This window comes from Pseudomonas lini (assembly GCF_030812475.1).
In the GTDB taxonomy this organism is placed as follows: Bacteria; Pseudomonadota; Gammaproteobacteria; order Pseudomonadales; family Pseudomonadaceae; genus Aquipseudomonas; species Aquipseudomonas lini_A.
Genome location: NZ_JAUSSR010000017.1, coordinates 1 through 17,471, shown reverse-complemented (window position 1 = coordinate 17,471; position 17,471 = coordinate 1). Strand labels below are relative to the sequence as shown.

Sequence of the window (17,471 nt, the reverse complement as noted above, 5' to 3'; positions counted from 1 at the left end):
GAGGTGACTATGACTATTCAAAACAACGCTTTGCCAACACCGCGCAAACCTCTGGACCTGCGGCGATTTCTCGATGACTGGGTGATGCTGCTGGCGGCCGTCGCGATCTTCATACTCTGCACGCTGCTGATCGACAACTTCCTGTCGCCGCTGAACATGCGGGGGCTGGGCCTGGCGATTTCCACCACCGGAATTGCGGCGTGCACCATGTTGTATTGCCTGGCGTCGGGGCACTTCGATTTGTCTGTGGGTTCGGTCATCGCCTGTGCCGGCGTAGTCGCGGCGGTAGTGATGCGCGACACCGACAGCGTGTTTCTTGGTGTAGCGGCAGCATTGGCGATGGGGCTGATCGTCGGGCTGATCAATGGCATCGTGATTGCCAAGCTGCGGGTCAACGCGTTGATCACCACGCTGGCGACCATGCAGATCGTTCGCGGCCTGGCCTACATTTTTGCCAACGGCAAAGCGGTGGGCGTGTCACAGGAGTCGTTCTTCGTCTTCGGTAACGGCCAGTTGTTCGGCGTGCCGGTGCCGATCCTCATCACCATCGTCTGCTTTGTGTTTTTCGGCTGGCTGCTGAACTACACCACCTACGGGCGCAACACCATGGCCATCGGCGGCAATCAGGAGGCGGCGTTGCTGGCCGGGGTTAACGTAGACCGGACCAAGATCATCATCTTTGCCGTGCACGGGGTGATAGGGGCGTTGGCCGGGGTGATCCTCGCCTCGCGCATGACTTCCGGGCAACCGATGATCGGTCAGGGCTTCGAACTGACGGTGATCTCGGCGTGCGTATTGGGCGGGGTATCGCTCAGTGGCGGGATTGGCATGATCCGGCATGTGATTGCCGGGGTGCTGATATTGGCGATCATCGAGAATGCGATGAACCTGAAGAACATTGATACGTTTTATCAGTATGTGATTCGGGGTTCGATATTGCTGTTGGCGGTGGTGATTGACCGTTTGAAACAACGGTAACCCTCATTTCCTGTGGGAGCGAGCCTGCTCGCGAAGGCGCCGGCACATCCAACATCATTTTGTTAGATCCGACGCCTTCGCGAGCAGGCTCGCTCCCACAGTAGGTTTGCGTCGCGCACTAACGTTGTGTTCCCCCCAATTCCCTGACAAACGCCTACCCCTCCCGTCATTTCCCTGAAATATTCCTTGATCGTCTAACGATATTTCGGTTATTACGCTGTACATGATTAGACAGGTACGATTTGACAAGAAACAACGGGTGGTCGATGAACTCATTCGGCGCATTGAAAGCGGCCTCCTTGAGGACGGCCTTCTATTACCGGGCGAGCATCAGTTGGCTCAAGAATTCAAGGTCAGCCGAGGCACGCTGCGCGAAGCCCTGGCCGAATTGAAACGGCGCCATTACATCGCGACGCAAAGCGGGGTCGGCTCCATCGTCACGTTCGACGGTGTCATGCTCGATCAACGCAACGGCTGGGCCCAGGCCCTGGCCGACAGCGGGGCGCTGATCAATACCGAAGTGCTGCGGCTGGAGGCGGTAACCCGTCCTGACCTGCTGCCGCGTTTCGGCACCGACCAATTCATCACCCTCGACCGCCGCCGCCGTTCCACCGACGGCAAGCTGGTCTCCCTCGAACGCTCACTGATGCCCGCCACCGGAGGCCTGGAAAGCCTGCCACGGGTCGGACTGATCGATAATTCCCTGACCATCACCCTGGCCGCCTACGGCTACATCGGTGAGCGCGGCGATCAATGGATCGGCGCCGAACCGTTGAGCGCCGAAGACGCCGAATTGCTGGGCCGTGCGCCCGGTACGGTATTTCTCAAAGCCTTGCGCACCACCTACGACCGGCAAAACCGCTTCATGGAACAGGTCGAAAGCTTGCTCGATCCCGTGCATTTTCGGCTGCACCTGCAATTTGGACCTACACAATGACCGAGCTTGACCATGCCCTGGGCGCATTTTATGGACTGGCCCTGGGCGATGCGTTGGGCATGCCGACGCAATCGCTGAGCCGCGTCGAGATCAAGACGCGCTTCGGAGAGATCCACGATTTGCAGGATGCCGGTCCGGATCAGCCGATCGCCGCGAACATGCCCAAGGGCTCGATCACCGACGACACCGAACAGGCGATTCTGGTCGGTCAGTTGTTGATCGATGGCGCGGGTCGGATCGAAGCGTCGATGCTCGCGCAACGCCTGATCGAATGGGAAGCCGCGATGCAGGCCAAGGGCTCGCAGGATTTGCTCGGGCCGTCGACCAAGCGGGCGATCGAGATGATTCTCGCTGGCCAATCTGCCCAAGAGTCGGGGCGCTATGGCACCACCAACGGTGCAGCCATGCGCATCACGCCCGTCGGGATCGCGGCGAATGTCGCCGATCCTGTACCTTTCATCAATGCCGTGGTGCAGGCCTGCCAGGTCACCCATAACACCACGCTGGGCATTTCCAGCGCGGCGGCGGTGGCGGCGGTGGTCTCGGCCGGGATCAACGGCATGGACCTGGGCGAGGCCTTGAACCTTGGCCAGCAAATGGCATTGCAAGCCGAAGGGCATGGCCACTGGGTCGCGGGCGGGCGCATCGCGTCGCGCATCGGCTGGGCACGGACCCTCAGTGTCGACAACGATCGGGCGACGCTCGCCGATTTGCTTTACGACGTGATCGGCACCTCGGTGGCGTCACAGGAATCGGTGGTGGTGTCGTTCGCCCTGGCCCAGCAAGTGGCCGTTGGCGAAATGAATGCCTTCGAAGCGCTGTGCATGGCTGCGAGTCTTGGGGGGGACACTGATACCATTGCCGCGATCCTCGGGGCGATGCTTGGGGCTTGCCTGGGGCTTGAGAGCTGGCCGCCGGCGATGATCGAGCAGATAAAGGCCGTTAATCATCTGGAGCTGGAACCTCTGGTGCAGGGGCTGTTGGCCTTGCGTTGACTGGACTGGCCTCTTCGCGAGCAAGCCCGCTCCCACAAGGGAGTGCAAACCTTAAGGTATACGCGGTCCTGTGGGAGCGGGCTTGCTCGCGAAGGGCGCGCCGCGCACTCAATTTTTCACCCGCAATGGAACGCACGAATACGGCCAGGACCGCCGGGATGTTGTTTCGTCTTCCGAAATTGCCCACATCCACAACAAAGGCAAACAGGAGTATTTTTTTCATGAGTTCATCGACCGCCGGGCCAAGCGCCGGGCAACTGGAGACCCGGGGCATCGAACCGGTGCCGGAGGCGGAGTGCAACGGTCATCCGCTGCAATTGTTCTGGGTCTGGTTCGCCGCCAACATTTCCATCCTCGGCCTGCCGTTGGGGGCGACCCTCGTGGCGTTTCGCGGCCTGGCGATCTGGCAGGCGGTCATCGTCGCGATCCTCGGCGCCGCCGGTTCGTTTGCGGTGGTCGGCATCATCTCCATCGCCGGCCGTCGGGGCCGGGCACCGAGCCTGACCCTGTCTCGAGCGATCTTCGGCGTACGCGGCAATATCGGCCCGACCCTGGTCTCATTGATGTCGCGCCTGGGCTGGGAAACCGTCAACACCACCACGGCCGCCTTCGTGTTGCTGTCGCTGTGTTCGATCCTGTTCGGCTCGCCGGTGGAAGCCAAAAGCGCTCCGCTGTTGACCCTGGTGTTCATCGCGATTTTCGTGCTGCTGACGTTGTCGGTCTCCGGCCTCGGCCATGCCACCTTGCTGGTGATCCAGAAGTGGGCGACCTATGTGTTCGGTGCGCTGAATATTCTGGTGGGCGGTTTTCTCTGCGCGACCATCGACTGGAGCGCCGTGTTCAACGCCACGCCGGCACCGCTGAGCGCCATGATCATCGGTATCGGCACCATGGCCGCCGGCACCGGCATCGGTTGGGCCAACGCCGGGGCCGACATGTCGCGTTACCAGCACCGCAGCGTCAAGGCCGTGCGCGTGGTGGCGTCGGCGGCGTTCGGTGCGGGGATCCCGCTGGTACTGTTGATCACCCTCGGCGGGCTGCTGTCGGTGGGCAACAACGACCTGGCCTCGGCCACCGATCCGATTGTCGCGATCCGCGACATGCTGCCGACCTGGATGGCGGTACCGTACCTGATCACTGCGTTCGGCGGGCTGCTGCTGTCGAACAACCTGTCGGTGTACTCCGCCGGTTTGACCACCTTGACCCTCGGCCTGAAGGTCAAGCGCGTCTATGCCGTGGTGGTCGATATCGTCGCGATCTTCGCCGGTTCGATCTACTTCATGCTGATCGCGGACAGCTTCTACGGTCCATTCATTACCTTCATTTCACTGCTGGCAGTGCCGATCACCGCATGGGTCGCGATCTTCGTGGTCGACCTGATTCATCGCCATTACTACAGCCCCAAGGACCTGCTGGACGTCAGCCCGAGCAGCGCCTACTGGTATCGCGGCGGTGTCGAGTGGCGTGCGTTCGGTGCGTGGGCGGTGGCGATCGTGCTGGGTTTGAGCTTCACCACCATCGGCACGACGGCAGAAAACGTATGGTTCAAAGGCTTCCTGTCCGACTCGTGGCTGGGGCATAACGGCCTCGGCTGGATCGTGACCTTTGTGGTGGCCGGTGGCATTTACCTGGTACTCGGTGGGGCGAAGGATCGTCGCGTCGCACAGGTCGGGAATGCTCATGCCTAGATTGCTGCACACCGGCCAGGTCATCATCGACCTGGTCATGGCCGTGGATAAGCTGCCTCAGCCGGGCGGTGACGTGCTGGCGCAATCGGCCCGTTTCGAAGCCGGTGGCGGCTTCAATGTGATGGCTGCCGCCCAGCGTAACGGGTTGTCGGTGGTTTACCTGGGTCGACACGGTACCGGACGTTTCGGCGACCTGGCCCGAGAGGCCATGAATGCGCAAGGCATCCGCGTCGGCATCGCTGACCGCGCCGAGCACGATACCGGGCTGTGCGTTGCGGTGACGGACGCGTCGGCCGAGCGCAGTTTCATCTCCTATATCGGCGCCGAGGGCGAGCTGACCGCCGAGGACCTGGCGAGTGTAACGGCCGAGGCGGGTGATTATGTCTACGTCAGTGGCTACAGCCTGCTGCAGGTCGGCAAGGCGCAGGCGCTGGTGGATTGGGTGCTGGCGTTGCCGGGGGGCATCAAGGTGGTGTTCGATCCGGGCCCGCTGGTGGAGTCGCCGGATGCGCCGCTGATGCAGGCCTTGCTGCCGCGCATTGATGTATGGACCAGCAACAGTGTCGAGGCGCAGCGGTTTAGCGGAGCACCGGACATCGGCGAGGCATTGGACCGGTTGGCTGTTCTTCTGCCGGCCGAGGCATTGACGGTAGTCCGCGATGGTCCGCAAGGATGCTGGGTCAGTCGGCGCGGCGAGCATCGGCATGTGCCGGGGTTCAAGGTCGAGGCGGTGGACAGTAATGGTGCCGGGGATGCGCATGCCGGGGTGTTTGTGGCCGGGTTGGCGCAGGGGTTGTCAGCGGGTGAGGCGGCGCGGCGGGCGAATGCGGCTGCGGCGTTGGCGGTGACCCGGTGGGGGCCGGCGACATCGCCTGGGGCTGTTGAAGTGGATGAGTTGATCGGTAGCATCTCCGGCGCCTGATCTATCGCTTTCGCGAGCAGGCTCGCTCCCACAGGGTTTTGTGCTGGCCACCAATATTTGGTCAGACGCAGATCCCCTGTGGGAGCGAGCCTGCTCGCGAAGGGGCCCTTGAATTCAACACAAAACCAGGGCGTCAACCCGCCTTGCGCAACGCCTCGATCAACTCCTGCTTACGCATGCTCGACCTCCCCGGAATCTTCTTCGCCGAGGCTTCCTTGCGCAAACTGTCCACAGTCTGGGTATCGCGCGAAGCCTTGCTGTTACGCGAATGGCCCTCTCGGCTGGCCACCGCGCGCCGGGAAGATTCCTTGCGATCTTCGGACTTGGCACTCGCCGGTTTCTTGCGCCCGGAACCGCCTTTGCGGTCACCGCCACCCGACTGCTTGTTGACCGTCGCCCAGGCGCGAGCTTCTGCTTCATCCTTGGAGACACCTTTGTTTTCGTAGCTGTCTTCGATGTGCTCGGCCCTGCGCTTCTGTTCGGCGCTGTACTTGTCTTTGCTTCCACGAGGCATGGGATTTCTCCTGCTGCTCGTAGGAGCTGCCGCAGGCTGCGATTTTTTGCCTTGATGCTTGAAGATCAAAAGATCGCAGGCGTCGCCAGCTCCTACATCGTTTAAACGTCCAGCTTGCGTGCTGCTTCAACCCCGGCAGCACTGAGTTTGATCGGCAAGTTCAACGAGTGCTCACCGGCTTCGTTGCAGGTCACATGACCATGTTGAATCAACCCACGGTCCTGCAGCGTGGCGAGCGCGCTGGCCACGACTTTTTCCCCCCGGTAATTGTCCAGGACCTCCTTGCCCAGCCCATTCGGGTGGGCGTGCAGCAGGCGGGTGAGGACTTCTTTCTCAAGGTTTTTATCGACGTTCATGCTTACCTCTTCATGGATGTGGATAGGTATTGCTCGTCAGTCGCGTGGGCGAACTATTGGCTGGCACCGCCTTCGGAACCGGAACCACCGGTGGTGGTTTTCGAACCGATGCCGGTGTCGGCGTTATCGGGTGTCCGGCTGTCCGGCTGGTTCATGCCACCTTGACGGCCTGCGTCGTTGCCCTGAATCCGGGGGTCAGTGCCGGTGGAGGGCGGCAGGCTGCTGTCGACGCCCGTGCCGTTGGTGTTCATGCCGGGTGTGCTTTGAATGGCGGGTGCTTTCGGGCCTTCGACCGGATTGGTCGGACCGGTGCCGGAGACAGTGTTGGCGGCGAAGGCGGCAGAGGACATCAGGACGGTGAGAGCGAGGGCGGACAACCTGGACGTGAGCATGCTGGTGTCTCCATTTTCTATTGAGAGTCCTTACTGGATATTGGTCAGCCGCCGACCTGGTTTGGTGCCTGATGAACGACGAACGGTCCAGGCCTGCCGCGGCGCCGATCAAGTCTCCTGGCCAAAGGGATTTTCTGATGTGACGAGCGTCGCTCGTGGACTTAGTATGGCGTTTTCAACTTTGACGAAGGCACGTCCATGACCATCGAGATTCGCCCGGCGACCCCCAGCGATGCACCGCAAATCCTCGCCTTCATCACTGAACTGGCCGACTACGAACGTGCCCGTCACGAGGTCATCGCCAGCGTCGCCGACATCGAGCGCAGTCTGTTCAGCGAAGGCGCCACGGCCCACGGTCTGATCTGCCTGCGCGACGGCTCGCCGATCGGCTTCGCGGTGTTCTTTTTCAGCTATTCCACCTGGCTTGGCAGCAATTGCCTGTACCTCGAAGACCTCTACATCACCCCGCAACAGCGCGGTGGCGGTGCGGGCAAGACCTTGCTGCGCCATCTGGCAAAAATCGCCTGCGCCAATGATTGCGGGCGCTTCGAGTGGAGCGTGCTGGACTGGAACAAACAGGCGATCGAATTCTACAAATCCCTGGGCGCGCAGCCGCAGGAGGAGTGGGTGCGTTATCGGATGGATGGGGCGGTGTTGCGGGATTTTGCCGAGGGTAACTGAGCATATGCGTCACGCTTAAAAGGTCGCAGCCTTCTGCAACCCCTGCACGGACCGTGGTCGACCGCAACTAGTGCGGCGTATCTCGAATGCGTAGGCGCTGTCGAAGGCTGCGTTTTTTTGTCTTTATCCCTGTATGTGGGATATGTATTTATATATTGAGATTTTCCCGGCGCGGGTTTACAGTCCAGCTCACTCACTGCCAATAACCAAAACAGGTGAATCGATGCTGGCGCAATTGATCGCGCTCGATTGGGGGACAACCTCATTACGTGCTTACAAACTGGGCCCGGATGGCCAAGTGCTCGAACAGCGCTCGCTGTCGTCGGGCATCATGCAGCTGCCCAAAGCGCAACGAATCATCGCCGGCCGCGAATGCACCGATGGTTTTGAACTGGCCTTCGATGCGGCCTGCGGTGACTGGCTCGACGCGCAGCCCGATGTGCCCGTGATTGCCTGCGGCATGGTCGGCAGCGCCCAGGGCTGGTGCGAAGCGGCCTATCGCGATACCCCGGCAAACGTCGCCAGTCTCAGCGCCTCCCTGCAAACCATCCGCAGTATTCGTGGGGTCGATGTGCACATTGTGCCGGGCGTAATCCAGCGCTCGCCATTGCCGAATGTAATGCGCGGCGAAGAAACCCAAGTGCTGGGCGTGCTGCATAACCTGCCATTGGATGGCGGCGACGACCTATTGATCGGCCTGCCGGGCAGTCATTCGAAATGGGTGGAGGTCGCCGACGGCTGCATCGTGCATTTCGATACTTTCATGACCGGCGAAATCTTCGCCGTGCTCAGCGAACACAGCATTCTCGGTCGCACCCAGCAACGCGGCGGGGCTTTCGATGGCGCCGCCTTCGACCGCGGTGTGCAAGTGGCCTTGTCGGCGGATGGCGAGATCGGTCCGCTGTCGACCCTGTTCAGCGCCCGCAGCCTGGGGCTGACCGGCGAACTGAGCGCCAGTGCCCAACCGGATTACCTGTCCGGCCTGTTGATCGGCCATGAGCTGTCGGCCCTGGCCGACCTGCAGCGTCGGCGCCGCAACAGTGTGCACCTGCCCTCGATCATTCTTATCGGCAACGCCCAATTATGTGCTCGCTACTCCCGGGCACTCGACGCCTGTGGTTTCGCCCGGGTAACCCTGGCCGAGCAGGCTACCGAATGCGGGTTGTGGCGGTTGGCGATCGCCGCCGGACTGATTACCGAAAACCCATCCCGTTAAACCTGACTGGAGGTCTGACATGCTCAAGCAAGCACTGGCGCAAAACGGTCTGATCGCGATCCTGCGCGGCCTGCGTCCGCAAGAGGCGGCGGCTATCGGGCAAGTCCTGTATGCCGCCGGATTTCGCGTCATCGAGGTGCCGCTCAATTCCCCCGAGCCGTACGACAGCATTCGCATCCTGCGCCGTACCTTGCCTGCCGATTGCCTGATCGGTGCGGGCACGGTGCTGACGCCGGAGCAGGTCGAGCAAGTGAAAGCCGCAGGCGGCCAGGTGATCGTCATGCCCCACAGCGATCCCAAGGTGTTGCGTGCGGCGAAGGCGGCGGGGTTGTTCCTGTCGCCGGGTGTGGCGACGCCGACCGAAGCCTTCGCCGCATTGGCCGAAGGGGCGGACGTGCTGAAGATGTTTCCGGCCGAGCAGATGGGGCCAGCCGTCGTCAAAGCCTGGCTTGCGGTGCTGCCTGCCGGAACGATTCTGGCGCCAGTCGGTGGTATCACGCCGGACAACATGCAGGTGTTTATCGACGCGGGCGTCAAAGGCTTCGGCCTCGGTTCCGGGTTGTTCAAACCGGGCATGACGCCTGAAGACGTGGCGCTTAACGCCAAGGCTTATGTGGCTGCCTGGAAAGCCCTTCGCTAAGACAGTCTGGCGCTGCGAGCGCTGCATCTAATAAGAGAGACGACATGAAAATCACCAAACTGACCACCTTCATCGTTCCACCGCGCTGGTGCTTCCTCAAGATCGAAACCGACGAAGGCGTCACCGGTTGGGGCGAGCCCGTGGTCGAAGGCCGCGCCCACACGGTCGCGGCTGCCGTCGACGAATTGTCCGATTACCTGATCGGCAAAGACCCACGCAACATCGAAGATATCTGGACCGTGCTCTACCGCGGCGGTTTCTACCGTGGCGGCGCGATCCACATGAGCGCGCTGGCCGGCATCGACCAGGCGCTGTGGGACATCAAGGGCAAGGCCCTGGGGGTGTCGGTCAGTGATTTGCTCGGCGGCCAGGTGCGCGACAAGATCCGCGTCTACTCCTGGATTGGCGGCGACCGGCCGGCGGACACCGCTCGCGCGGCGAAAGAGGCCGTCGAGCGGGGGTTCACTGCGGTGAAAATGAACGGCACCGAAGAGCTGCAATTTCTCGATTCCTTCGAGAAAGTCGACCTGGCCCTGGCCAACGTCGCCGCCGTGCGCGACGCGGTGGGGCCGAACGTCGGCATCGGCGTCGACTTCCATGGCCGGGTGCACAAACCCATGGCCAAGGTGCTGATGAAGGAACTCGATCCGTACAAACTGATGTTCATCGAAGAGCCGGTACTCAGCGAAAACTACGAAGCGCTGAAGGAGCTGGCGCCGCTGACCAGCACCCCGATTGCCCTCGGCGAGCGGCTGTTCTCGCGCTGGGATTTCAAGCGTGTACTCAGTGAAGGTTACGTCGACATCATCCAGCCCGATGCCTCCCACGCCGGCGGCATCACCGAAACCCGCAAGATCGCCAACATGGCCGAAGCCTACGATGTGGCGCTGGCGCTGCATTGCCCGCTCGGCCCGATTGCGTTGGCGGCGTGCCTGCAACTGGACGCCGTTTGCTACAACGCGTTCATCCAGGAGCAGAGCCTGGGCATCCACTACAACGAGAGCAACGACCTGCTGGATTACGTCAAGGATCCGCGGGTGTTCGACTACGACAAAGGCTTCGTCAAGATCCCCAACGGCCCAGGTCTGGGGATCGAAATCAACGAGGAATACGTGATCGAACGCGCGGCCGTCGGTCACCGCTGGCGCAACCCGATCTGGCGCCATGCCGATGGCAGTTTTGCCGAGTGGTGAAATCTCACTGACCCACCGCAAATCCCCTGTAGGAGCTTGCTTGCCAGCGAAGGCGACGGCACATTCAGCATTGATGTGACTGACAGGACGCTTTCGCTGGCAAGCCAGCTCCTACAGGGGGTCAGCGCCAGTCTTTGGACCGCCTTCAACAAACATAAAAAGAGGCCCCCCATGCAACCGCAAACCCTTACCGGGCAGGCGTCGTTGGTGACGCCCAGTCGCAAGCGTTTTTTCATCATGGTCCTGCTGTTCATCACCGTGGTGATCAACTACCTGGACCGCAGCAACCTGTCGATTGCCGCCCCGGCTCTGACCAGCGACCTGGGCATCGATCCGATCCATGTCGGGCTGATCTTCTCCGCGTTCGGCTGGACCTACGCCGCCATGCAGATCCCCGGCGGCTGGCTGGTGGATCGGGTCCCGCCCAGGATTCTCTATAGCGTCGCGCTGCTGCTGTGGTCGATCGCCACGGTGATGCTCGGCTTCGCGGCCAGCTTCATCGCACTGTTCGTCTTGCGCATGGCGGTCGGTGCGCTGGAAGCGCCGGCGTATCCGATCAACAGTCGTGTGGTCACCACCTGGTTTCCCGAGCGTGAGCGCGCCACCGCCATCGGTTTCTATACCTCCGGGCAGTTTGTCGGCCTGGCCTTCCTCACCCCGGTACTGGCCTGGTTGCAGCATCAATATGGCTGGCACATGGTGTTCGTCAGCACCGGTGCAGTGGGCATTCTCTGGGCGGTGATCTGGTACGCGGTGTATCGCGAACCACGGGATTTCAAGGGCGCCAACGAGGCTGAAATCGAACTGATTCGCGAGGGCGGCGGGCTGGTGGATATCCAGGCCGAACAAGCCAGGGTCAAGGCGAAATTCAGCTGGACCGACCTCGGAATCGTTCTGACCAAACGCAAGTTGTGGGGCATCTACCTCGGCCAGTTCTGCCTCAACTCGACACTGTGGTTTTTCCTGACGTGGTTCCCGACCTACCTGGTGAAATATCGCGGCATGGACTTCATCAAGTCCGGCCTGCTGGCATCGCTGCCATTTCTCGCCGCCTTCGTCGGGGTGTTGTGCTCGGGGTTCTTCTCTGATTGGTTGATCCGGCGCGGCTACACGGTGGGTTTTGCCCGCAAGTTGCCGATCATCGGCGGCCTGCTGATTTCCACCTCGATCATCGGCGCCAATTTTGTCGAGTCGACACCGCTGGTGATTGCCTTCCTCGCGCTGGCGTTTTTCGGTAACGGGCTGGCCTCGATCACCTGGTCGCTGGTGTCGACCCTGGCCCCGGCGCGTTTGTTGGGCCTGACCGGCGGGGTGTTCAACTTCATCGGCAACCTGTCGGCCATCACCACGCCCATCGTCATCGGCTTTCTCGCCACCGGTGATTCGTTTGCCCCGGCCATCACCTATATCTCGGTCCTGGCGTTGATCGGCGCGCTTTCCTACATCTTGCTGGTGGGCAAGGTCGAGCGTATCAAGTTGTAGTTGCAGGCGTCGGGCGACCATAATGCCGCCCGTTCACTCGCTCAACGGTAAAGGCTGGATATGCAGGAAGACGCCCCGAAAATCGCCAAGGACGCCGCGCCGACCGGCACCCAGACACTGCTTCGCGGCCTGGGTGTGGTTCAGGCGGTGGCCAGTGGCGCCCGTGATCTCAAGGAAATTGCCCGGCTGATCGGCACCACGCGCAGCACCACCCATCGCCTGGCCAGCTGCCTGGTGGATGAGCGTTACCTGCGGGTGGTGCCGCAAATCGGCTATCTGTTGGGGCCGAAGCTGATCGAGCTGGGGTTTCAGGCTCGCGAAGAACTGCCGTTGGTGACCCTGGCCGGGCCGTACCTGGATGAGCTGTCGGCATTGACCGGCGACACCATTCACCTGGCGATTCGTGAAGGCGACGAGGTGCTGTACCTGCACAAGAATCCGGGACGCAACGGCCCGGAGATGCGTTCGCGGGTCGGCCATCGCATGCCGTTGGCGCGTACCGGGATCGGCAAAGCGCTGATGCTGGATGACACGCAGGAAGAATGGCGGCGGCTGTACGAAGTCAGCCTGCCCGCAGGTGGGAAAAATCAGTTCTGGCCACAGCACCCGGAGCAATCCTGGGAACAGTTCCAGCAGCGCATGTTCGATTATGTCGCGGGCGGTTACGCCTTCGACCTGGAAGACAACGAACCGTCGATCCGCTGTGTGGCGGCGCCGATTCGCGATGCCAGCAAGCGCATTGTCGCTGGCATCAGTATCGCCAGCACCGTGCCCTACATGCCGCTGGAAAAAATGTCCGAGCTGATCCCCTTGATCAAAGGGGTTACAGCCCGGCTGTCGGCGGAGTTGGGCCTGAAGGTTTAGATCTTCAGCGTCGCCATGTCGATCACGAAGCGGTATTTCACATCACCGGCGATCATGCGGCTGTAGGCCTCGTTGATCTGGCGGATGTCGAGCATTTCGATGTCGCAGGTGATGGCGTGCTCGGCGCAGAAATCCAGTACTTCCTGGGTTTCGGCAATGCCGCCGATCAGCGAGCCGGCCAGTACGCGACGGCTCATCACCAGTTTGCCGGCATGCACCGGTGGCTCGACCGGTTCGATCAGGCCCACCAGAATGTGCACGCCGTCGAACCGCAGGGTGTCGAGGTAGGGGTTGAGGTCGTGCTGCACCGGAATGGTGTCCAGCAGGAAGTCGAAATGACCGGCCGCCGCCTTCATCTGTTCGGCATCGGTGGACACAATCACGTGGTCCGCACCCTGACGCCGAGCTTCGTCGGCCTTGCTTGCCGAGCGGGTGAACAGCGTCACTTCGGCGCCCATGGCCTTGGCGAACTTGATGCCCATGTGCCCGAGGCCGCCCATGCCGAGAATGCCGACCTTGTCGCCAGCCTTCACCCCGTAGTGCTTGAGCGGCGAGTAGGTGGTGATACCGGCGCAGAGAATCGGCGCGGCGCTGGCCGGGTCGAGTTTTTCAGGGATGCGCACCACGAAGTGTTCGCTGACCACGATACTGTCGGAATAGCCGCCCATGGTGTTGCTGCCATCGATCCGGTCCGGGGTGGCGTAGGTCATGGTCGGGCCTTCGAGGCAGTATTGCTCGAGGTTCGCCTGGCAGGCTTCGCAGCTGCGGCAGGAATCGACCATGCAGCCGACGCCGACCAGGTCGCCGACCTTGTGCCTGGTGACATTCGTACCGATGGCGGTCACCTTGCCGACGATCTCGTGGCCGGGCATTAGCGGGTAAACGGCAATGCCCCACTCGTTGCGGGCCTGGTGGATGTCGGAATGGCAAACGCCACAGTAGAGAATATCGATGGCAACATCGTCCGCCCGAGGACTGCGGCGCTCGAATTTCACAGGGGCGAGGGGCGTTGTGGCCGATTGGGCGGCGTATCCGATGGCGGTGTACATGAGGAACCTCGCATTAGCAGTGACAAGTGAGGTGGCGCATTTTGGGCGTCGGGCCTGCCACCGGCCATGGCGATTCCTACGGGTGTCATGCCTAATCCTCCGGCATGTGCCTCGGCGGAGTCGCATTGGCCATCAGACCTGCGATGATGCTTTCATCCCGATTTGCGCGACTTTTTCTGCAATTTTTTTTGTGAAGAGCGGCCCATGCTGTTGACCCGTCATCTCGATGCCAATGCCACCCTGGTTTCATTGATCCAGCCGCTGACCACCCGCGACGGTTTCGCGCCCACCGCGTTGCCGGGTGTCCAGGTGTTGCGCGCCAGCTGCGATGTGGCCCGTGGCCCCCAGATCTATGAACCAAGCCTGGTCATCATCGCCCAGGGCAGCAAACTGGCGTATCTGGGGCCGCGTACCCTGGAGTACGGTGCCGGGCACTATCTGATTCAGGCCTTGCCGGTCCCGTTCGAGTGCGAGACGTTTTCGGCGCCGGACGGGCCGATGCTCGGGGTGTCCATCGCCATCGACCGGGTGCTGCTCGGTGAATTGGTGTTGGCCATGGGGCTGGTGTCGGGACGCACGATTGCTGCACAGACGCCGGAGTCCATGACCTCGGCGGTGCTCGACGACGCGATGCGTGGCTGTGTGGAACGGCTGCTGCGTTGCCTGCACGATCCGCTGGAATGCCAGGTGATGGGCCAGGCCCGATTGCGCGAATTGTTGTTCGTCGCCTTGCGCGGGCCACAAGCCGATGTGCTGCGGGCACTGGTCGAGCAGCAGGGCCAGTTCGCCCGGATTGCGGCATCGCTCAGTCATCTGCATGCGCATTACACCGAGCCGTTGAACGTCGACACCCTGGCCGGTTGCGCGAACATGAGTGCGTCGACCTTTCACGAGCATTTCAAGCGCAGCACCTTGTTGTCACCGGTCCAGTATTTGAAGCGTTTGCGTTTGCTCAGGGCCCAGCAGTTGTTGCTGGGCGAGGGGTTGGGCGTGGCCCAGGCGGCGCACCGGGTGGGGTATCAGAGCACGTCGCAGTTCAGTCGTGAGTACAAGCGCTACTTCGAGCGCAGCCCAGGCGACGAACGCGCCGCCTGACACACCGCAAATCCCCTGCAGGAGCCGGCTTGCCGGCTCCTACAAGGGTTTTGTAGTGTGGCTTGAATCGCAGGCAACAAAAAAGGCCCCCATTTCGGGAGCCTTTGGTGTTCAGCGATGCGACTTACATGTTCGGATAAGTCGGCCCGCCAGCGCCTTCCGGCGCCACCCAGGTGATGTTCTGTGCAGGGTCCTTGATGTCGCAGGTCTTGCAGTGAACGCAGTTCTGGGCGTTGATCTGGAAGCGCTTCTCGCCGTCTTCCTTGGTCACCACTTCATACACACCGGCCGGGCAGTAACGCTGGGCAGGCTCATCGTACATCGGCAGGTTCTTGGCGATCGGGATGCTCGGATCGGTCAGCTTCAGGTGGCACGGCTGCTCTTCTTCATGGTTGGTACCCGAGATGAACACCGAACTGAGTTTGTCGAAGCTGATTTTGCCGTCTGGTTTCGGGTAATCGATCTTCTTGCAATCGGCGGCGAGCTTCAGGCACGCGTAATCCGGCTTGGTGTCGTGCAGGGTGAACGGCAGTTTGCCGCCAAAGATGTTCTGGTCGAGCCAGTTGAAACCACCACCGACGATCGCGCCGAACTTGTGGATCGCCGGGCCGAAGTTACGGCTTGCGAACAATTCGTCGTAGAGCCAGCTCTTCTTGAACGCGTCCACGTAGGTGGTCAGCTCTTCAGTGCCATCCTTCTCGGCGAACAGTGCGTCAGCCACGGATTCCGCAGCGAGCATCCCGGACTTCATCGCGGTATGGCTGCCCTTGATCTTGGCGAAGTTCAGGGTGCCAAGGTCGCAACCGATCAGCGCGCCGCCCTTGAACACCATTTTCGGCAGCGAGTTCAGGCCGCCCTTACAGATGGCCCGCGCGCCGTAACTGATGCGCTTGCCGCCTTCCAGGTACTGCTTGAGCACCGGGTGATGCTTGAGGCGCTGGAACTCGTCGAAGGGCGACAGGAAGGTGTTGCTGTAGGACAGGTCGACGATCAGACCCACGACCACCTGGTTGTTTTCCAGGTGATAAAGGAAGGAGCCGCCGGTGTTCTCGGTGCCCATGATGTCCAGCGGCCAACCGGCGGTGTGCACCACCAGGCCTGGCTGATGCTTGGCCGGGTCGACTTCCCAGATTTCTTTCAGGCCAATGCCGTAGTGCTGGGCGTCGGCCTCGCTGTCGAGGTTGAAACGCTTGATCAACTGCTTGCCGATGTGGCCGCGGCAACCTTCGGCGAATAGCGTGTACTTGCCGCGCAGTTCCATGCCCGGGGTGTACAGGCCTTCCTTGGGGTGACCTTCGCGGTCGACGCCCAGGTCGCCGGTGATGATCCCGCGCACCACGCCGTTTTCGTCGATCAGCGCTTCCTGAGCGGCGAAGCCAGGGTAGATCTCCACACCGAGGTTCTCGGCCTGCTGGGCCAGCCAGCGGCACAGGTTGCCCAGGGAGATGATGTAATTGCCTTCGTTGTGCATGGTCTTGGGCACAAAGAAGTCAGGAATTTTCTGCGCGTTGTCGGCGTTCTTGAGCACGAAGATGTCATCGCGGGACACCGGCGTGTTCAGCGGCGCGCCGAGTTCCTTCCAGTCCGGGAACAGTTCGTTCAGGGCGCGGGGTTCGAAGATCGCGCCGGAAAGAATGTGTGCGCCGACTTCGGAGCCTTTTTCGACCACGCAGACGCTGATTTCCTTACCGGCTTCGGCGGCCTTCTGTTTCAAGCGGCAAGCGGCGGAAAGACCCGCGGGGCCGGCACCGACGATGACCACGTCGAATTCCATGTATTCGCGTTCCACAGGTTATCTCCTACTCAAGGCTCAACAGTTTTTTTTCTAATTGGAGGTTGGGTGTCGCATCCATGAATGCCTGCGCGAGGCAGGAAAAGGACAATCGAATAAACCACCTTTCTCTCTAAGGTGGCGCATTATATCTACACCACTCCCAGCGTCCAATACAAACGTTTGTTTGAATCGGCGCAAAGCCAGAGAAATCAAAGTCACGCGGCTAATGACTGGCCATTTTGCCGTATTGACCGGAATAGGTGTTCCGGTCAAGATACGGGCGGTTTTGCGCTCGCCGTAGGCTGACTGTAGGTTTCAAGAGCACCTCTAAAGACAGGGCGGTGGCACGTTCAAGGTGATGCGTTTGCGACCCCCGGGGCGCAGTTTACACGCCGCGATAACGAATGACTCGTCGGTCACCCCTGACGAACGGTCTTCAACCTCGTGAGCAAGGTTCACCTGATTCACCTGCCAGCGTTTTTAGAGGTGCCCTTGCGCCGATGAGTAACAAACCGCCAGGTTCGCCTAGGCGACTTCTTTTCACCGGAGAGTAACGAGGAATCCATGAAGGTTCTTGTAGCTGTCAAACGCGTTGTGGATTACAACGTCAAGGTTCGCGTCAAGGCGGACAATTCCGGCGTCGACCTCGCCAACGTCAAGATGTCGATGAACCCGTTCTGCGAAATCGCAGTGGA

General features: G+C 61.2%; 17 protein-coding genes and 1 pseudogene. 13 read left to right on the top strand and 5 right to left on the bottom strand.

Annotated features, from left to right (window positions below; translation table 11 throughout):
- Positions 1–9 precede the first annotated feature (9 nt).
- From araH to J2W17_RS26695, 5 genes are all read left to right on the top strand, one after another.
- Complete coding sequence (gene araH, locus J2W17_RS26715; RefSeq protein WP_307341847.1) at positions 10–978, top strand: L-arabinose ABC transporter permease AraH; 969 nt, start codon at positions 10–12, stop codon at positions 976–978.
- 223 nt (positions 979–1,201) lie between these two features.
- A complete protein-coding gene (locus J2W17_RS26710) occupies positions 1,202–1,915 on the top strand; it encodes a GntR family transcriptional regulator (protein ID WP_307341844.1) in 714 nt (237 codons plus the stop codon).
- Positions 1,912–2,910, top strand: coding sequence for an ADP-ribosylglycohydrolase family protein (locus tag J2W17_RS26705; RefSeq protein WP_307341840.1), 999 nt, complete (start codon positions 1,912–1,914; stop codon positions 2,908–2,910). Before J2W17_RS26710 ends, J2W17_RS26705 begins: the two co-directional genes overlap by 4 nt.
- 221 nt (positions 2,911–3,131) lie before the next feature.
- Entirely contained in the window at positions 3,132–4,598 is a 1,467-nt protein-coding gene (locus tag J2W17_RS26700; RefSeq protein WP_307341837.1) for a purine-cytosine permease family protein, read from the top strand.
- A complete protein-coding gene (locus J2W17_RS26695) occupies positions 4,591–5,520 on the top strand; it encodes a PfkB family carbohydrate kinase (RefSeq protein WP_307341834.1) in 930 nt (309 codons plus the stop codon). Before J2W17_RS26700 ends, J2W17_RS26695 begins: the two co-directional genes overlap by 8 nt.
- A 133-nt stretch (positions 5,521–5,653) precedes the next feature.
- Here the strand turns inward: J2W17_RS26695 and J2W17_RS26690 are convergent, their stop codons facing one another.
- The 3 genes from J2W17_RS26690 to J2W17_RS26680 form a co-directional block, all read right to left on the bottom strand.
- On the bottom strand, positions 5,654–6,034 hold the full coding sequence (locus J2W17_RS26690; RefSeq protein ID WP_307341831.1) for a Rho termination factor N-terminal domain-containing protein: 381 nt from the start codon (positions 6,032–6,034) through the stop codon (positions 5,654–5,656).
- A gap of 101 nt (positions 6,035–6,135) precedes the next feature.
- Positions 6,136–6,390: a hypothetical protein gene (locus J2W17_RS26685; protein ID WP_307341828.1), complete on the bottom strand. Its 255-nt coding sequence runs from the start codon at positions 6,388–6,390 to the stop codon at positions 6,136–6,138.
- Between the two features lie 53 nt (positions 6,391–6,443).
- Positions 6,444–6,782, bottom strand: a complete 339-nt coding sequence (locus J2W17_RS26680) for a hypothetical protein (protein ID WP_307341825.1) — start codon at positions 6,780–6,782, stop codon at positions 6,444–6,446.
- 198 nt (positions 6,783–6,980) lie between these two features.
- Here J2W17_RS26680 and J2W17_RS26675 point away from each other — a divergent pair, with 198 nt between their 5' ends.
- From J2W17_RS26675 to J2W17_RS26650, 6 genes are all read left to right on the top strand, one after another.
- On the top strand, positions 6,981–7,463 hold the full coding sequence (locus J2W17_RS26675) for a GNAT family N-acetyltransferase (protein ID WP_064676430.1): 483 nt from the start codon (positions 6,981–6,983) through the stop codon (positions 7,461–7,463).
- Positions 7,464–7,686: 223 nt separating this feature from the next.
- Positions 7,687–8,679 carry a 2-dehydro-3-deoxygalactonokinase gene (locus tag J2W17_RS26670; RefSeq protein ID WP_307341821.1) on the top strand — a complete coding sequence of 331 codons (993 nt, stop codon included), beginning with the start codon at positions 7,687–7,689 and terminating at the stop codon, positions 8,677–8,679.
- Positions 8,680–8,698: 19 nt separating this feature from the next.
- Positions 8,699–9,319 carry a 2-dehydro-3-deoxy-6-phosphogalactonate aldolase gene (locus tag J2W17_RS26665; protein WP_307341818.1) on the top strand — a complete coding sequence of 207 codons (621 nt, stop codon included), beginning with the start codon at positions 8,699–8,701 and terminating at the stop codon, positions 9,317–9,319.
- Between the two features lie 44 nt (positions 9,320–9,363).
- Positions 9,364–10,512, top strand: coding sequence for a galactonate dehydratase (gene dgoD, locus J2W17_RS26660; RefSeq protein WP_154853602.1), 1,149 nt, complete (start codon positions 9,364–9,366; stop codon positions 10,510–10,512).
- 171 nt (positions 10,513–10,683) lie between these two features.
- A complete protein-coding gene (locus J2W17_RS26655; protein ID WP_307341813.1) occupies positions 10,684–11,994 on the top strand; it encodes an MFS transporter in 1,311 nt (436 codons plus the stop codon).
- Between the two features lie 60 nt (positions 11,995–12,054).
- Positions 12,055–12,858, top strand: coding sequence for an IclR family transcriptional regulator (locus tag J2W17_RS26650; protein ID WP_307341810.1), 804 nt, complete (start codon positions 12,055–12,057; stop codon positions 12,856–12,858).
- On the opposite strand, the gene J2W17_RS26645 is transcribed toward J2W17_RS26650, so the two are convergent.
- A complete protein-coding gene (locus J2W17_RS26645) occupies positions 12,855–13,907 on the bottom strand; it encodes an NAD(P)-dependent alcohol dehydrogenase (RefSeq protein WP_307341807.1) in 1,053 nt (350 codons plus the stop codon). The two genes, J2W17_RS26650 and J2W17_RS26645, sit on opposite strands and share 4 nt — an antisense overlap.
- Positions 13,908–14,111: 204 nt before the next feature.
- Here J2W17_RS26645 and J2W17_RS26640 point away from each other — a divergent pair, with 204 nt between their 5' ends.
- Positions 14,112–15,002, top strand: coding sequence for an AraC family transcriptional regulator (locus J2W17_RS26640; protein WP_307341802.1), 891 nt, complete (start codon positions 14,112–14,114; stop codon positions 15,000–15,002).
- A gap of 124 nt (positions 15,003–15,126) precedes the next feature.
- Here the strand turns inward: J2W17_RS26640 and J2W17_RS26635 are convergent, their stop codons facing one another.
- Complete coding sequence (locus J2W17_RS26635; protein ID WP_307341799.1) at positions 15,127–16,791, bottom strand: electron transfer flavoprotein-ubiquinone oxidoreductase; 1,665 nt, start codon at positions 16,789–16,791, stop codon at positions 15,127–15,129.
- 549 nt (positions 16,792–17,340) lie between these two features.
- Here J2W17_RS26635 and J2W17_RS26630 point away from each other — a divergent pair.
- Positions 17,341–17,471, top strand: a pseudogene (locus J2W17_RS26630) (electron transfer flavoprotein subunit beta/FixA family protein); the annotation flags it as partial.

Coding starts and splice junctions, on each gene's coding strand:
- araH (WP_307341847.1), top strand. CDS start 10: ATGACTATTCAAAACAACGCTTTGCCAACACCGCGCAAACCTCTGGAC.
- J2W17_RS26710 (WP_307341844.1), top strand. CDS start 1,202: ATGATTAGACAGGTACGATTTGACAAGAAACAACGGGTGGTCGATGAA.
- J2W17_RS26705 (WP_307341840.1), top strand. CDS start 1,912: ATGACCGAGCTTGACCATGCCCTGGGCGCATTTTATGGACTGGCCCTG.
- J2W17_RS26700 (WP_307341837.1), top strand. CDS start 3,132: ATGAGTTCATCGACCGCCGGGCCAAGCGCCGGGCAACTGGAGACCCGG.
- J2W17_RS26695 (WP_307341834.1), top strand. CDS start 4,591: ATGCCTAGATTGCTGCACACCGGCCAGGTCATCATCGACCTGGTCATG.
- J2W17_RS26690 (WP_307341831.1), bottom strand. CDS start 6,034: ATGCCTCGTGGAAGCAAAGACAAGTACAGCGCCGAACAGAAGCGCAGG.
- J2W17_RS26685 (WP_307341828.1), bottom strand. CDS start 6,390: ATGAACGTCGATAAAAACCTTGAGAAAGAAGTCCTCACCCGCCTGCTG.
- J2W17_RS26680 (WP_307341825.1), bottom strand. CDS start 6,782: ATGCTCACGTCCAGGTTGTCCGCCCTCGCTCTCACCGTCCTGATGTCC.
- J2W17_RS26675 (WP_064676430.1), top strand. CDS start 6,981: ATGACCATCGAGATTCGCCCGGCGACCCCCAGCGATGCACCGCAAATC.
- J2W17_RS26670 (WP_307341821.1), top strand. CDS start 7,687: ATGCTGGCGCAATTGATCGCGCTCGATTGGGGGACAACCTCATTACGT.
- J2W17_RS26665 (WP_307341818.1), top strand. CDS start 8,699: ATGCTCAAGCAAGCACTGGCGCAAAACGGTCTGATCGCGATCCTGCGC.
- dgoD (WP_154853602.1), top strand. CDS start 9,364: ATGAAAATCACCAAACTGACCACCTTCATCGTTCCACCGCGCTGGTGC.
- J2W17_RS26655 (WP_307341813.1), top strand. CDS start 10,684: ATGCAACCGCAAACCCTTACCGGGCAGGCGTCGTTGGTGACGCCCAGT.
- J2W17_RS26650 (WP_307341810.1), top strand. CDS start 12,055: ATGCAGGAAGACGCCCCGAAAATCGCCAAGGACGCCGCGCCGACCGGC.
- J2W17_RS26645 (WP_307341807.1), bottom strand. CDS start 13,907: ATGTACACCGCCATCGGATACGCCGCCCAATCGGCCACAACGCCCCTC.
- J2W17_RS26640 (WP_307341802.1), top strand. CDS start 14,112: ATGCTGTTGACCCGTCATCTCGATGCCAATGCCACCCTGGTTTCATTG.